General features: G+C 69.0%; 16 protein-coding genes. 7 read left to right on the forward strand and 9 right to left on the reverse strand.

What is annotated here, in order from left to right:
• Nucleotides 1-186 precede the first annotated feature (186 nt).
• From LTV02_RS14010 to LTV02_RS14020, 3 genes are all read left to right on the forward strand, one after another.
• Nucleotides 187-1635, forward strand: coding sequence for an NAD(P)/FAD-dependent oxidoreductase (locus tag LTV02_RS14010; RefSeq protein ID WP_067709676.1), 1449 nt, complete (start codon nucleotides 187-189; stop codon nucleotides 1633-1635).
• 97 nt (nucleotides 1636-1732) lie between these two features.
• Nucleotides 1733-2713 carry a hypothetical protein gene (locus LTV02_RS14015; protein ID WP_233040423.1) on the forward strand — a complete coding sequence of 327 codons (981 nt, stop codon included), beginning with the start codon at nucleotides 1733-1735 and terminating at the stop codon, nucleotides 2711-2713.
• A gap of 265 nt (nucleotides 2714-2978) precedes the next feature.
• Complete coding sequence (locus tag LTV02_RS14020) at nucleotides 2979-3755, forward strand: hypothetical protein (protein ID WP_233040424.1); 777 nt, start codon at nucleotides 2979-2981, stop codon at nucleotides 3753-3755.
• A gap of 110 nt (nucleotides 3756-3865) precedes the next feature.
• Here the strand turns inward: LTV02_RS14020 and LTV02_RS14025 are convergent, their stop codons facing one another.
• The gene (locus tag LTV02_RS14025; RefSeq protein WP_233040425.1) at nucleotides 3866-4516 is read right to left on the reverse strand and encodes an urease accessory protein UreD; all 651 of its coding nucleotides are present in this window, start codon (nucleotides 4514-4516) and stop codon (nucleotides 3866-3868) included.
• 41 nt (nucleotides 4517-4557) lie between these two features.
• The gene (gene ureG / locus LTV02_RS14030; protein ID WP_067709684.1) at nucleotides 4558-5265 is read right to left on the reverse strand and encodes an urease accessory protein UreG; all 708 of its coding nucleotides are present in this window, start codon (nucleotides 5263-5265) and stop codon (nucleotides 4558-4560) included.
• A 262-nt stretch (nucleotides 5266-5527) separates the two neighbouring features.
• On the opposite strand from ureG, the gene LTV02_RS14035 reads away from it, so the two are divergent.
• Nucleotides 5528-6034, forward strand: a complete 507-nt coding sequence (locus LTV02_RS14035) for a hypothetical protein (RefSeq protein WP_233040426.1) — start codon at nucleotides 5528-5530, stop codon at nucleotides 6032-6034.
• 6 nt (nucleotides 6035-6040) lie between these two features.
• Here the strand turns inward: LTV02_RS14035 and LTV02_RS14040 are convergent, their stop codons facing one another.
• Nucleotides 6041-6853: a PCRF domain-containing protein gene (locus LTV02_RS14040; protein ID WP_233040427.1), complete on the reverse strand. Its 813-nt coding sequence runs from the start codon at nucleotides 6851-6853 to the stop codon at nucleotides 6041-6043.
• 39 nt (nucleotides 6854-6892) lie between these two features.
• Nucleotides 6893-7051: a hypothetical protein gene (locus tag LTV02_RS14045; RefSeq protein WP_233040428.1), complete on the reverse strand. Its 159-nt coding sequence runs from the start codon at nucleotides 7049-7051 to the stop codon at nucleotides 6893-6895.
• 69 nt (nucleotides 7052-7120) lie between these two features.
• On the opposite strand from LTV02_RS14045, the gene LTV02_RS14050 reads away from it, so the two are divergent.
• Nucleotides 7121-7576: a GNAT family N-acetyltransferase gene (locus tag LTV02_RS14050; protein WP_233040429.1), complete on the forward strand. Its 456-nt coding sequence runs from the start codon at nucleotides 7121-7123 to the stop codon at nucleotides 7574-7576.
• Between the two features lie 136 nt (nucleotides 7577-7712).
• On the opposite strand, the gene LTV02_RS14055 is transcribed toward LTV02_RS14050, so the two are convergent.
• Both LTV02_RS14055 and LTV02_RS14060 read right to left on the reverse strand, forming a co-directional pair.
• Nucleotides 7713-8345 (reverse strand): urease accessory protein UreF, encoded by a 633-nt coding sequence (locus LTV02_RS14055; protein WP_233040430.1) that lies wholly within the window; start codon nucleotides 8343-8345, stop codon nucleotides 7713-7715.
• A gap of 106 nt (nucleotides 8346-8451) precedes the next feature.
• Nucleotides 8452-9339: an SDR family NAD(P)-dependent oxidoreductase gene (locus LTV02_RS14060; RefSeq protein ID WP_233040431.1), complete on the reverse strand. Its 888-nt coding sequence runs from the start codon at nucleotides 9337-9339 to the stop codon at nucleotides 8452-8454.
• Between the two features lie 116 nt (nucleotides 9340-9455).
• On the opposite strand from LTV02_RS14060, the gene LTV02_RS14065 reads away from it, so the two are divergent.
• The gene (locus tag LTV02_RS14065) at nucleotides 9456-10280 is read left to right on the forward strand and encodes a hypothetical protein (protein ID WP_233040432.1); all 825 of its coding nucleotides are present in this window, start codon (nucleotides 9456-9458) and stop codon (nucleotides 10278-10280) included.
• Between the two features lie 3 nt (nucleotides 10281-10283).
• Here the strand turns inward: LTV02_RS14065 and LTV02_RS14070 are convergent, their stop codons facing one another.
• The gene (locus LTV02_RS14070; RefSeq protein WP_233040433.1) at nucleotides 10284-11780 is read right to left on the reverse strand and encodes an MFS transporter; all 1497 of its coding nucleotides are present in this window, start codon (nucleotides 11778-11780) and stop codon (nucleotides 10284-10286) included.
• 123 nt (nucleotides 11781-11903) lie between these two features.
• On the opposite strand from LTV02_RS14070, the gene LTV02_RS14075 reads away from it, so the two are divergent.
• Nucleotides 11904-12575: a TetR/AcrR family transcriptional regulator gene (locus tag LTV02_RS14075; RefSeq protein WP_067709699.1), complete on the forward strand. Its 672-nt coding sequence runs from the start codon at nucleotides 11904-11906 to the stop codon at nucleotides 12573-12575.
• Here the strand turns inward: LTV02_RS14075 and LTV02_RS14080 are convergent.
• On the reverse strand, nucleotides 12572-12982 hold the full coding sequence (locus tag LTV02_RS14080; RefSeq protein ID WP_233040434.1) for a YchJ family protein: 411 nt from the start codon (nucleotides 12980-12982) through the stop codon (nucleotides 12572-12574). The genes LTV02_RS14075 and LTV02_RS14080 overlap by 4 nt on opposite strands.
• A gap of 18 nt (nucleotides 12983-13000) precedes the next feature.
• Entirely contained in the window at nucleotides 13001-13261 is a 261-nt protein-coding gene (locus LTV02_RS14085; protein ID WP_233040435.1) for a hypothetical protein, read from the reverse strand.
• Between the last annotated feature and the right edge of the window lie 17 nt (nucleotides 13262-13278).

A 13278-nucleotide genomic window follows, 5' to 3' on the forward strand; every position in this document is an offset into this window, starting at 1 on the left:
TCCAGACACGACCGGACGCGGCGGTCACGACAATCCCCCTGAGCTACCGCTCGTATTGTATTTTCGGGGTGAGTGTCGTGATCGTCCGTTTCCCGATTGGTCCTGATTGGTCCTCGTGCCTCACGCCGTACTACCGTTGAGCGTGAAGTGTCGTAGTTTCACCGTCTGGCTAGGAGCAGGGACTAGATGAACGCCGATAATTCCGTCGCACAGCGCCATCGGGTGGTGGTGATCGGGTCCGGGTTCGGTGGCCTCTTCGCCTGTAAGCACCTGCGCAAGGCCGACGTGGACATCACCCTCATCTCCAAGACCTCCACGCACCTGTTCCAGCCGCTGCTTTACCAGGTCGCGACCGGCATCCTGTCCGTCGGCGAGATCGCCCCCGCCACCCGCATCGTGCTGCGCAAGCAGGAGAACGTGCGGGTCATCATGGGCGAGGTCGACGATATCGATCTCGAGGGCGGCACCGTCACCTCGCGACTGCTCAACTCCGACACCGTCACCCCCTTCGACTCGCTCATCGTCGCCACCGGCGCGCAGCAGTCCTACTTCGGCAACGACCACTTCGCCACCTACGCGCCCGGCATGAAGACCATCGACGACGCGCTCGAACTACGCGCGCGCATCCTGGGCTCCTTCGAAGAGGCCGAACTGGCCACCGACCAGGAGACGCGCGACCGCTTCATGACCTTCGTGGTCGTGGGCGCGGGCCCCACCGGCGTCGAATTGGCCGGGCAGATCGCCGAACTCGCCGACCGCACCCTGGACGGCACCTTCCGCAATATCGACACCCGCGACGCGCGCGTCATCCTGGTCGAGGGCGCGGGCGCGGTGCTCGCGCCGATGGGCCCCAAGCTCGGCGGCAAGGCGGCCAAGCGGCTGGAGAAGATGGGCGTGGAGATCCAGCTCAACGCCATGGTCACCAATGTGGACGCGCGCGGGGTGACCATCAAGGAGAAGGACGGCTCCGAGCGGCGCATCGAATCCGCCTGCAAGGTGTGGTCGGCCGGCGTGCAGGCCAGCGAACTGGGCAAGATCCTGGCCGAGAAGTCCAAGGGCACCGAGATCGACCGGGCCGGGCGGGTCGTGGTCGAACCGGACCTGACCATCAAGGGCTATCCGAACGTCTTCGTGGTCGGCGACCTGATGTCGGTGCCGGGCGTGCCCGGGCAGGCGCAGGGCGCGATCCAGGGCGGCACCTACGCGGCCAAGAACATCAAGGCCGAGGTGCGCGGGGATCAGAAGCCCGAGGAGCGCAAGCCTTTCAAGTACTTCGACAAGGGTTCGATGGCCACCGTGTCGCGTTTCAACGCGGTGTGCCAGGTCGGCAAGCTCGAGTTCAGCGGATTCTTCGCCTGGCTGGCGTGGCTGGGCCTGCACCTGTGGTACCTGGTCGGCTTCCGCAGCCGGTTCGTCACCGTGCTCGAATGGTTCGTCTCGTTCCTGGGCCGCCACCGCGGGCAGATGGCCGCCACCGAGCAGTGGGTGTTCGCACGCCTGGCCCTGGAGGCGCTCGACGATCCGGACGAGGCGCGGGAGCTGCACAAGCAGATCGGCGGCGAATCCGCCACGGGCAACGGCAAATCCGTAGCGAACAGTCCGACCGGTCAGCCCGCGGAGAAATCCGCGAGCTGACACGCCGACCTCACCGGGCGGAGAGTCCCGACCAATCCGGCGCACCGACCGGATCCGAATGTCGAACATCCATCGACATTCGTGAGAAAGGTCATCCATGGGCAAACGCCAACCGGTTGATCAGATTTCGCCGCGCAAGCGGCGTATAGGTTCCCTCGCCATCGCGGGCGCGCTGCCGCTGGTCGCGGCCTTCGGCAATACCGGAAACGCTGCGGCGGAAACGGTTTCGCCGGACGAGAGCCAGCCCGCCATGGTGGAGAACCAGGTTCCGCAGGCCGGCGCGCAGCCGGGTGTCACCCTCGACACCCCGTTCGGGCAGGTCACCGTGCCGGTGCCGCAGGCACTCGCCGACGGTGCGCAGAACTATCTCGAGAACACCACCCCCACCGCGCTCGGCGTGGAGGGCAAGGCCCGCGAGGCCATGGCCGCCGAACCCGGCATCATGGCCGATCCGGCCGCCGCGCCGGTGCTGCGGGTGGGCCGCAATTCCTCCACCGGCGTGCGGGACATCCCCAACGCGCCGCTGGCGCCGGTCGATACGCAGAACCTGCGCTCGCCCGACCCGCTGCGGGCCGCCGAGGTGGCGCCCATCGCGGCGCCGGAGGGCAAGCTGCGCTTCGGTGACACCCAGGTCGACATCCCGACCTGGCTCACGGCCGAACAGGCCGCACAGGTCAATGCCGTGGCCGCGGCCGCGGAAGCCGAACTGGCCCAGACCCTGGACTCGGCGGGCTTCGAGCCCAGCCGCTCGGACCGCATCGCGGCCCAGACCGTCGGCACCGCCGCCGTCGGCGCGGCCGTGGGCGTGGGCGTGGCCGCACCGGTCGAGGTCGCCGGGATGGTCATGGGCGGCTTCGTGGGCGCCATGGTCGGCACGCCGTTCGCGCCCGCCGGCTGGGTCTTCGGCCCGGCCATCGGGGCCACCGCGGGCGCGTCGCTGATCGCGATCCCGGCCGCCACCGTGGGCGCGACCATCGGCGCCGCCGTGGGCGCGGCCAACGGCTTCATGGCTCCCGCTACCGAGGGCGCTCCGGTCACGGAGGCCGCTCCGGCCGCAGACGAGACCGTCGCTTCCTGACAGCTGTCGTTCCGGCATGCGTCCAGCCGGAATCCACGACGGTCACCGTGTGGATCCCGACCGAAAACGTGCCGGGATGACGAGGCCGAGTTACCCAGGGCCGGAACCCCTTACCAGGGGTTCCGGCCCTTTGCCACTGAAAGCCCATACCTTTGGCTACTTTTCGGCAAAAACAAACCTTTCGGGTCTTCCGGGCAGGCACCAATCCAGGTGACCGACGGGTCCGAATGTCGGGCGTCGATGTTCCCCGGAAGAAAGGTCGTGCATGGCCGCAGGTAAGCACCGAGCCCTCAACCCGCATCGCAACAAGGTCGGCAATGTGGTGGCGGCGGGAGCGGTTCCGCTAGTCATGGCGATCGTCGGAACCGGAGCCGCCAACGCCGCACCCGCTGCGCCGCAAGCGGTCACGGCTCACGACGACGCACCCCAGCAGTGGCCGGCGGCCGACGCGCCGAATGTCATGCCGTACGAGGGCCTGCAGATCCCCAACGACACCAAGAGCTCCATCCAGTGGTCGCGTGCGATCCCGGACAAGAGCTACCTGGCGCCCGTCGGAGTACTGCATCCGCCGGTCCCGGTGGCGCCCGTGCCACCCATCGCCCCGCCCCCGGGCAAGTTCCGCTTCGGCGACGTGCAGGTCGACGCGCCGAATTGGATCGACTCCGAGCAGGCGATCCAGATCAACGACAATGCCGCCCAGGCGGAGGCGAATCTCGCCACCTTCCTGGACTCGATCGGCATGGAGCGCAGCCGTTCCGACCGCATCGCCGGACAGACCGTCGGCACCGCGGCCATGGGTGCGCTGGCCGGAGCGAGTTCGGCGGTGCCGTTCGCGCTCACCTCCGCCACCGTCGGCGCGGCCGTCGGCCTGGTGGTCGGTCTGCCGTTGTTCCCCGTGGGCCTGGTCGCCGGTCCGGCGCTCGGCGCCGCGGCGGGCGCGGCGATGATCGCGGTGCCCGCGGCCGTCGCCGGTGCGGCGGTCGGCGGTGTGGTCGGTGCGGTGAACGCGTTCAACGCGCCACCGCGAGTCGTCGGCAACTGAATTCGGTCCGACGACCGTCGTTCATTGCAGCGGATAGACGCGCGGCGGGAACCGGGGGTGAGGTCCGGTTCCCGCCGCGTGGCGGTTTTCGGCTGTCGCCGCCGTGAACGTCAGACGCGCAACAGGCGCGCGGTGCGGGTGTAGAGCGAACCACCCGCCGCGAGGGGCAGCAGGGCGGCGTCCAGGCCCGCGGTTTCGGCCGGGCGATCGTCCGGATAGGTGAGCACGCTCTCGAGCGCACGCGGGGCCGACAACGCGTCATCGGTCGCGGCATCCGCACCCAGATCCAGGCGATGCCGCAGCATCGGAACAGCACCGAGATCGGCTTCGAGAGCGCCGCACCAGTAGCCGTGATCCTCACCGGTGCGGCCGATCTGGACCCGCTCGCGCAACCTCAAGCGCGCGCCCTCGGCCAGCCGGACCGAGGTCAGGGTCTCGTGTTCGGCCCCGCCCGCGACCACCGTGGGCTCCGGATCGAAATCCAGGACGCCGCCCGCCGCCACCTCGAAATGCCAGCGCGCCAGGGACTTGCGGGTCTCCCGGCCCGGCAGCGCGATGGTCGCGGCCACCGAACGCACCCGCAAGGTCGCGCCCGGACCGACGGTCACGGAGATATCAAGCACATCGCCGCCCAGCGGGGTCGCGGCCGTGCCGATGAAATGCACGGTGTCCACGCCGGTGCGCCGCGCCGACAGGCCGCCCACCGCTTCGATATGCGGCAGGGCTCCGGCCGACGCGGCGATCCGCAGCTCAGTGCGCACCGCATGCCTCGATGCAGTCGATGCAAAGACGCACCGGATGCTCAGTGCGAATGCGCAACGCCCGCATCCTGTTCGGCGGCCAGCCGCAGCTGCTCGCGCACCCACTCCAGCACCGGCGTGGCGGCCGGGTCCTCGGTCAGCGAGGTGAACACGAACGGGCGGCCCTCGCGGACCTTCGTCGAATCGCGGTCCATCACACCCAGATCCGCGCCCACCATCGGGGCCAGATCGGTCTTGTTGATGACCAGCAGGTCCGACCAGGTGACGCCCGGGCCGCCCTTGCGCGGCACCTTGTCGCCGCCGGCCACGTCGACCACGAAGATCTGGGCGTCGATCAGGCCCGAGGAGAAGGTGGCGGTCAGATTGTCGCCGCCGGACTCCACCAGGATCAGATCCAGCGGCGGGTTGGCCTCGATCAGATCGTCGATGGCGTCCAGGTTCGCGGTGATGTCGTCGCGGATCGCGGTGTGCGGGCAGCCGCCGGTCTGCACCGCGGTGATGCGCTCGTCCGGGAGCACCGCATTGCGGCGCAGGAAGTCCGCGTCCTCGGTGGTGTAGATGTCATTGGTCAGCACCGCCAGCGAAAGCTCGTCCCGCAATTGCCGGCACAGAGCCGCCACCAGCGCCGTCTTCCCGGAGCCGACCGGCCCGCCGACCCCGATCCGCACCGGCTCCCCGGCCGTGCGCTCCCGCTTCGGGCGGTCGTGGTGATGGTCGTGCGGTTCTCCGTCGATGAAATGAGGTGGCATGGCACCCATCCTGGCGGACGCACGTAAACCGCGTGTTACCCACCCCGCCGACCAGCGCCGACCCATCGCACGGGGTGTGTGCGACACCGCAGACCAGGCATCATGGCAGCCCCTCGGGGACATCGCTAACGTAGAAAACGGGACGATTCACACCGCTCACCCATAGCTCGATCCGGGCCGGGCCGCTCCCCTCGTCACCCACGGCTGCGTGACGCACGTTCGAAAGGCAATGCACGACAAAGCGTTTGGAGCTCGATTGCTTATGACAACCTCACACCCCGCCCCCACCGCCGTCTTCCACCCGCAGCCCACCGCCCCCGCCGGAGCCCCCGCCACCCCCAGCAACTGGCATCAGGGCTCGCTGTGGTGGGACGCCAAATCGGTGCTGGTGACCCGCCCCATCGCCGAGAACTCCCTGGCCACCACCCCGCACCTGGTGGTCCCCGCCGAGTACGGCCGCCTCGCCTTCGTGCTGTCCTCGCACGGCGCCGAAGCCCAGCAGCTCGCCTACAACGGCCGGGTCCTGATCCAGGCCGGCGATTGGCGCGGCCGCCCCGCCCTCGGCTCCCGCCAGCACTACGGCACCGCCCGCATCGTCAACAACCCCTACCTGTCTGCCCAGATCCGCGACGGCCTGCGCATCAAATACGGCGCCCGCACCGCCTTCGCCCGCATGGCCCATCGCCTCGCGCACGGCGCGGTCCCCTACGGTGATCTGGTGGCGCTGGTGGAACTGCACCCGCACCGCCCGCTCATGATCGCGCCCTGATTCGGGTCATTCCCGCGCGAGCTCGGCGACGATCGCCGCCAGCGCGGCGGGTTCGAGCGGACCGGAAATCGTGATCTCCCGCCGATGGTCGACCATGTGCCCGGATATCAGGTCATAGGTTCGAACGACATCCGCCCGATTGATCGTCGGCCACCGTACGAAATCGCTCGCGGTGGCACGATCATCGGCGACGGCTTTGCTGCGAGCCGCCAGTACCCGCATCGCCAGCACCTTGCCCGATAGTCCGGAGCTATACGTCTCGGTACACGCGGTGATGCCGGTCGGCACATGGGTGAGGTAGACGTAATTGTTCGGTCCGCCCCAGCAGTTGTAGCGGCGGCACCAGGTGTCGACCCGGATTTCGGACTCGGGCAGCAATATTCGGTTCACGCGCGCGGGTTCGGGGTAAGCCAGGACCTCCGCGACCGCCTCCACCGGCCGGCCGCATGCCTCGTCGAGCGGAAACCGCCGCACACGGTGCAGACCGGTCTCGAACGCGAACGCCGGCCAGGTCCCACCCCGCCCGGTGATCAGCAAGGTCGCCGGGCGATCGGCGCTGCACATTTCCGACGGTGCGGTGGCGACCACCTCGACTCGCCAACCCCGCTCCCGCGCGTAGTCGCGGTACGTGCGAGCCAGTTCGCCGGCGAACGCCTCGGAGACCGGATCATTGCGCACCGCCCGAATGTCGAGCAGCGTGTTGTCGCGTGCACACGGATCGCGCGGCTGCAGCAGTTCGGCCAGCTCTCCCGCCAGTTCACCGACCCGCTCCCGCAAGGCCGGAACTTCGACCTCGAACGACCGCTCCTCCGCAGCCAATTCCAGACCCGCCGCCAGATCTTCCTCCGCCCGCCGCAGTCAGGTGTAAACGCCCATGGCCGGCCCCAACTCCCCCAGCCGCTCACACACCCGCCGCAACTCCCCCGGGTCCGCCCTCAGCGCGGGATCGGCCAGCCGAGCCTCCAATGCCCGATACTCCGCAAGGAACTCCCCGACAACCGCTTCGTTCGTATACATGAGCCCCCCCTCCCTCCACCCCGAACCTCCCACGCCCCAACCACATCCGTCAATCACAAAAGGCCCCCCATGATCGAACTCCAACTCCTCACCCCCGACGACTGGCCCCTCTGGCGCACCCTCCGCCACCAAGCCCTCACCGAATCCGCCGCCGCCTTCAGCTCCACCCTCGCCGACTGGTCCGGCCCCGGCGACACCGAACCCCGCTGGCGCGCCCGCCTCGCCCAGGTCCCCGTCAATATCGTGCTCCGCCTGGATGATTCGCCGGCCGGCATGGTGAGCGGAAACCTCACCGACGGTGGCGTGGCCGAACTCCTGTCGCTGTGGGTCGCCCCGTTCGCCCGCGGGCGCGGCGTAGGCGATGCTGCCGTGCACGCCGTCCTCGACTGGGCCGGACCACGCCCCGTCGAACTCTCGGTCAAGTCCGAGAACACGGCGGCCATCGCCCTGTACGTGCGCCACGGTTTCACCGACGCGGGCGTCTCCCCCGACGACCTCGGCGAACGCCTGATGCGCCGCCGGTAGGTTGCCCACCACCGGCGGACACGCCCTGAACATCGATGACCCCCTGGTGATTCGACGCACGGGCGCGAACTCGGGGGAGGCGAGCCCGGCACCACCCAGACCGGATCTTGGCCGGGCGGCCGGCACATCGGTGCGGTCAGGACGCGAACAAAGGCATGTCGCGGGTGAGGTGGCGTTCGGCGAGGACGTCTTGGAGTGGGTCGGAGAGGGCGGCGAGGGATTTCGTGGCTTCGCGGGCGGTGGCGTCGCAGAGGTCGGAGAGGCGGATGGTGCAGGTGGCGACGGCGGCGGGGTCTAGGGCGAGGAGGCGTTGGGCGGCGGTCGCGGCGCCGGTCATGGTGGTGTAGACGACTACGGCGGCGATTTCTTCGGGGGCGGAGCCGGAGACGGCGCCTACTACGCCGAAGACGGTGGAGAGGTGGGGGCGGGGGGCCAGGTCGCGCCAGTCGGATTGGGGCCAGACCTGTTTGGCGAGGCGGAGCAGGCCGCGGCCTTGGGCTCGGGAGGCGGTGCGGGCCGATGGGGAGGGGGTGCGGGCGTCGGCTTCCAGGTCGGCTCGGGTGGGGTCGAGGGTGCCGGCGGTGATGGCGGCGGCCAGGGAGGCGGCGACGAGGCCGGAGGTGCGGATGCGGCGGCGCAGGTAGAGCTCGACCGAGGCGACGTCACGCAATACGCCGGAGGTTATCGCTTCTTCCACGCCGCCGGAGTGGACGTGGCCGCCGATGGGGAGGCGGGAGTCGGCGAGGGTGAGCAGGGTTGCCAGGCTCATGGGCGCGCATCCGGGTAGAGCATCGGTCGATCGTAATACCGGGTGGCGGGCGTGGTCCGGGCGGTTGTGTGGTCATTCGCGGCACGGCGGGTGGTTGCGCCGTAGGTCAGCGGCGGAAGCTGCGCTCCATGAAGCGTTGCGCCGCGCCGCGGCGGAGTTCGGACCAGGCTTGGATCGGCCCGGCCCACCAGGGGGAGATTTCGAGGGGGCGGGAGACGACGGCGTGGCAGAGCAGGTCGGCGGCTTCGTCGGCGGTGAGGCCGGGGACGCCGGAGAAGTCGCTGGGGGCGCTCATGCGGGTGTGGACGAGGGGCAGATAGACCGAGGTGGTGGTGATACCGTCGGCGGCTATCTCGGTGGCCACGGTGCGAAGCCAGACGTCGAAGGCGGATTTGGACGCGCCGTAGGCGGCCCAGCGGGGAGCCGGGGGCATGCGCAGACCCCAGGTGGACACGTTGACGATGTGGCCTTCGCGGCGGTCGCACATGCTGGGTAGCAGGGTCAGGAGCAGGCGGACGGGGCCGAGGTAGTTGACGTCGATGGTGCGGGTGAAATCGTGGAAGCGGTCGTAGGATTCGCGCAGGGGGCGGCGAATCGACTTGCCCGCGTTATTGATCACGACGTCGATGTGGTCGTGTTCGGCGAGCAGGGTGCGGCCGAGTTCCTCGACGGCGGTCATATCGCTGATGTCGGCCTGATAGACGTGGGCGATGCCGTCGGCGGCGCGGATATCGGCGGCCACCTGTTCCAGATCGTCACGGGTGCGGGCCACCAGCAGCACGGTCGCGCCGGCCGCGCCGAGCTTCTTGGCCGTGGCCTTGCCGATGCCGTGCGAGGCCCCGGTGATCAGGATGACGCGCCCGGAAACGGCCTCGCGCAAGGATTTCTCGCGCGGCCGGGAGGTCGGATAGAACAGCCTGGTCGCCACCCGCTCGGCCAGTGGTCTGCCATTGGATTCCGGATTCGGGCCGCCATGGGCCGAATTCTCAGTCACGCTGACGACTGTATCGCCCGAGTCGTTCCCCGTTCACGAACTGAGTGGAAATACGCTGGGTGCGAAGCCCTTTCTCGATCAGGATGGATCCCGGTGCACGGGGAAGGGATACGAACATGGTGACACCGAATCCGGATCAGGCTACGCCGGAGCGGGTTTCGATAGCGGGCTGGATCGGCCGGGCGATCGCGATGGTGATCTTCGTGCCGCCGCGCCTGGTGTGGGAGGGGTTGAAGCTGCTAGGCCGCATGGTGCGGGCGGCGCTGCGGTACTTCGTCGAGGAGTTGCTGGCTCCGGCGGCGAAACTGTCCTGGTACTGGGTGATTCGGCCGGTCTGGACGTTCGTGAAGAACTATTTGTGGGGCTTGCTCATTCAGCAATTGCTGTGGGGCGCGGTGCTCACGCCACTGGGTGCGTTCCTGCTCGATTTCCTGCTGCGGCCGTTGAAGAAAGCCGTCGAGGAATGGGTGTGGCGGCGGCTGCTGCTCCCCGCGCTGCGCGGACTGGCCTGGGTATTCGTGCAGATCGCGAAAGGCCTGGCATTCCTGGGCTATTGGCTGATCGTGGTGCCGATGGTGTGGTTGTGGCGCAAGGTGCTGCGGCCCGCCCTCGAGGCCTTGGCCGTCGCCTTCGAATTCCTGGGCCGCTGGGTCATCGCCTGGCCGCTGCGCATGCTGTGGCGCTGGGTGCTGCGCCCGCTCCTGCTGGCCCTGATCGCCATCGTGGTCTTCGGCTGGCAGGTGGCCACCACCGTGGTGAACTTCCTGGTGGTGACCCCGTGCCGCTGGCTCTACCGCACCGTCGCGCACCCGTTGCTACGCCTGCTGGCCGTGGTCTGGGCGGCCTGCGTGACGCGGCCGATCCGCTGGGTGCACCAGCGGATCGTCACGCCCTTGAACAAATGGGCCGCCGAGATCATGGCCTCGGTATTCGGCAACTGACCTTCAGTGCACCAGCTGGGCGGGCGCTTCGGCGGGCTCGGTCCTGCCGGTCCGCGCGACCGCCGCGACGATCGCCATGGCCGCCAGCAGCACCGCGCCCGCGGTGGTCGCCACGTGCATGCCGTCGACGAACGAGGCCCGCGCCGCATCGATCAGCGCGGTGTCGCCGCCGGCGTGCGCGATGGTCTCCCCGAGCGTGGACCCGAAATCCCCGCCGTTGCGGAACACCAGCGCCGCGAGCGAACCCAGCAGCGCCAGCCCCAGACCGTTGCCGAGCTCGAAACTGGTCTCGGAGATCCCGACCGCCGACCCGGCCCGCTCGGCCGGCACCGACGACACCGCGACCTCGGACACCAGCGTGAACGCCGTGCCGAGCCCCGCGCCCGCGACCACGGAACCGGCGATGTACCAGCCGATTCCACCGTCCACGCCGACACCGAGCAGCAGCAGGTTACCGACCGCGGCCATACCCAGCGCCAGCACGAACGCGCCCCGGGTGCCCAGCAGCCGGCCGATCCGCGCCCCGCTCATGGAGGTCACGAACACCACCACCGCCATCGGAATGCCCAGCAGCGCCGCCTGCAAGGCGTCACGCCCGGTCACCGATTGCAGATAGGTACTGGTCAGGAAGCTCATCCCGGCCAATGCCAGCATGCCCACGGTGCTGGAACCGATTGCCACCGAGAACAATCCGCGCTTGAACAAGCTCAGATCCAGCAGCGGTTCGTCCAGCACCCGCTGCCGCCGTACGAACAGCACCAGCAGCAGCACGCCGATCAGCCCGATCCCGATCACCGGCAGATCGAATCCCTCCGCCGCGAAATGCTTGACCGCGTACACGATCGGCAGGATGCCGCCGATGGACAGCACCACGCTCAGCAGATCCAGCGGCCCGCGCCCCGCCGCCTTGTGCTCGGGCAGCAGGATCGGCCCGAAGACCAGCAGCACCAGCAGCACCGGCGTATTGATCAGGAACACCGAACCCCACCAGAAGTGGTGCAGCAGTACGCCGCCGATGATCGGCCCGACCGCCGAGCCGCCCGCGAAGAACGCCGTCCAGATGCCGATGGCGGTCGCTCGCGCCCGCGCCTCGGGGAACATGGTGGAGATCAAGGCCAGGCTGGAGGGCAGCAGCGTCGCGCCGCCCACGCCCATCAGCGCCCGCGCCGCGATCAGCACCGCCGCGTTGGGCGCGAAGGCCGCGAGGATCGAGGCCAGCCCGAACACCGTCGCACCGGCGAGCAGAATATTGCGCCGCCCGATCCGGTCACCCACATTGCCCATGGTGATGAGCAGCCCGGCGATCATGAACCCGTAGATGTCGAGGATCCACAACTGCTCGGTGGCGGACGGATCCAGGCTCCCGGTGAGCGTCGGCATGGCCAGATACAGCACCGACATGTCCATCGACACCAGCAGCACGGGCAGCAGCAGGACCGCCAGACCGAGCCAGGCGCGACGCGAGGTGGTGGTGTCTGGGCGTACGAGGGTGCTCGGCATCACTTATCCTTCCGGGCGAGCTTCGAAATGTGGAGGCCGCCCGATCCGAGCGACGCGTACGACGTACGCAACAGCGGGGTACAGTGTACGCATTCCCGGTACCGGAAGGAAACGAGTTATCCGATGAGCGAGGCCAAGCTCACCCGGGCCGCCATTGTCGACACCGCCATCTCGCTGGCCGACGAAGCCGGTCTCGACGCGCTGTCCATGCGCCGGATCGCCGATCGCCTCGGCGTCGGAGCCATGTCGCTGTATCGGCACGTGCCCAACAAGGACTCCCTGCTGGCCGCCATGACCGACGAGGTGTCGCGGCGCAATCCGTACCCGCCCGCCGAGGGGCAGGACTGGACCTGGCGGGACCGGGTGCGCATCGCCGCTGAGGTGGATTGGCGTCTCTATCAGGAACATCCGTGGGTGCTGTTCACCTTCGCGGTGCCGCGCTACAACTTCGGTGAACACAGTCTGATCGTGCTGGCCTGGCTGGTGGAGGGCTTCCATGAACTCGGCGTCGACACCCGCGAGGGCACCCGGATGGCGCTGTCGGTGTGGAGTTACATTGCGGGCGTGGCACTTCAGCAGGTGAGCGCGCTGCTGCTACCCAAACGCGACACCGATGCCGACGAGGAACGTTCCGGGCTGACCGCGCTGCTGGACGGCGTGCCGCGCTGGCCCACGCCGCCGGCGCTGACGGCATTGCACGGCACCGGCGGCTCGGATCTGCTGGATCCGGAGAGCCTGCTGGATTCCGGGCTGCGCGCGATGTGCGACGGATTCGAGTCGGCGGCGCGCGGTTAGTCGGTGATATCGCCGTCCAGGTACACCCACGCGCCTTGATCGCGGCGGAAGCGGCTGTTCTCGTGCAGGTCCCCGGGTGCGCCGTGGGCGCGGTAGTGGGCGCGGAATTCGACGGTGCCCTCGGTGTGGAACGGCCCGCCGCCGGTGGAGCCGAGGATCTCGAGGCGGTCCCAGCGCAGTCCGGGATCGAAATCGACGTCGGCGGGCCGGGTTTCGGGATCCCAGCTGCGCAGTAGATACGCCTCGTCGTGGACGGCGAAGGCGCTGAAGCGCGACCGCATCAACTGTTCGGCGGTGCTCGCCTTCACCTCACCGCGATGCAGCCGACCGCAGCAGTCCGCATAGGCGGCGGGCAGTCCGCACGGGCAATTCGCGGGCTCCGGGCGGGCATTGCGACGCTTCGACATGCCGCCTATTCAACCGTGTCAGGAGGATGCCGCGGGCACGGCGGTGGCCGTGGCGCTGACGATCGGCGGCACCTGGACTTCGCCGATGCGTGCCGAGGCCGGATGGTCGGCCTGCCACATGATGGCCACCAGCACGCCGACCACGACCGCCAAGGTGGCGACCGGGGCGGCCATCATCGCGAATCCGCCCAGCCCCTGGCGTTCCCCGGAATCGGGTCCGGGCTCCTGCGGCGCCATGAATGCGGGCGGAGGGAAGGTCGGCCCATACGGATCGCTCATGGCTAGAACCGTATTGA

The sequence above is a fragment of the Nocardia yamanashiensis genome (assembly GCF_021183565.1).
Classification (GTDB): Bacteria; Actinomycetota; Actinomycetes; order Mycobacteriales; family Mycobacteriaceae; genus Nocardia; species Nocardia yamanashiensis.

Excerpts from the sequence above, each read along its gene's own strand:
- LTV02_RS14010 (WP_067709676.1), top strand. The coding sequence starts at position 187 with ATGAACGCCGATAATTCCGTCGCACAGCGCCATCGGGTGGTGGTGATC.
- LTV02_RS14015 (WP_233040423.1), top strand. The coding sequence starts at position 1,733 with ATGGGCAAACGCCAACCGGTTGATCAGATTTCGCCGCGCAAGCGGCGT.
- LTV02_RS14020 (WP_233040424.1), top strand. The coding sequence starts at position 2,979 with ATGGCCGCAGGTAAGCACCGAGCCCTCAACCCGCATCGCAACAAGGTC.
- ureG (WP_067709684.1), bottom strand. The coding sequence starts at position 5,265 with ATGCCACCTCATTTCATCGACGGAGAACCGCACGACCATCACCACGAC.
- LTV02_RS14035 (WP_233040426.1), top strand. The coding sequence starts at position 5,528 with ATGACAACCTCACACCCCGCCCCCACCGCCGTCTTCCACCCGCAGCCC.
- LTV02_RS14045 (WP_233040428.1), bottom strand. The coding sequence starts at position 7,051 with ATGTATACGAACGAAGCGGTTGTCGGGGAGTTCCTTGCGGAGTATCGG.
- LTV02_RS14050 (WP_233040429.1), top strand. The coding sequence starts at position 7,121 with ATGATCGAACTCCAACTCCTCACCCCCGACGACTGGCCCCTCTGGCGC.
- LTV02_RS14055 (WP_233040430.1), bottom strand. The coding sequence starts at position 8,345 with ATGAGCCTGGCAACCCTGCTCACCCTCGCCGACTCCCGCCTCCCCATC.
- LTV02_RS14065 (WP_233040432.1), top strand. The coding sequence starts at position 9,456 with ATGGTGACACCGAATCCGGATCAGGCTACGCCGGAGCGGGTTTCGATA.
- LTV02_RS14070 (WP_233040433.1), bottom strand. The coding sequence starts at position 11,780 with ATGCCGAGCACCCTCGTACGCCCAGACACCACCACCTCGCGTCGCGCC.
- LTV02_RS14075 (WP_067709699.1), top strand. The coding sequence starts at position 11,904 with ATGAGCGAGGCCAAGCTCACCCGGGCCGCCATTGTCGACACCGCCATC.
- LTV02_RS14080 (WP_233040434.1), bottom strand. The coding sequence starts at position 12,982 with ATGTCGAAGCGTCGCAATGCCCGCCCGGAGCCCGCGAATTGCCCGTGC.
- LTV02_RS14085 (WP_233040435.1), bottom strand. The coding sequence starts at position 13,261 with ATGAGCGATCCGTATGGGCCGACCTTCCCTCCGCCCGCATTCATGGCG.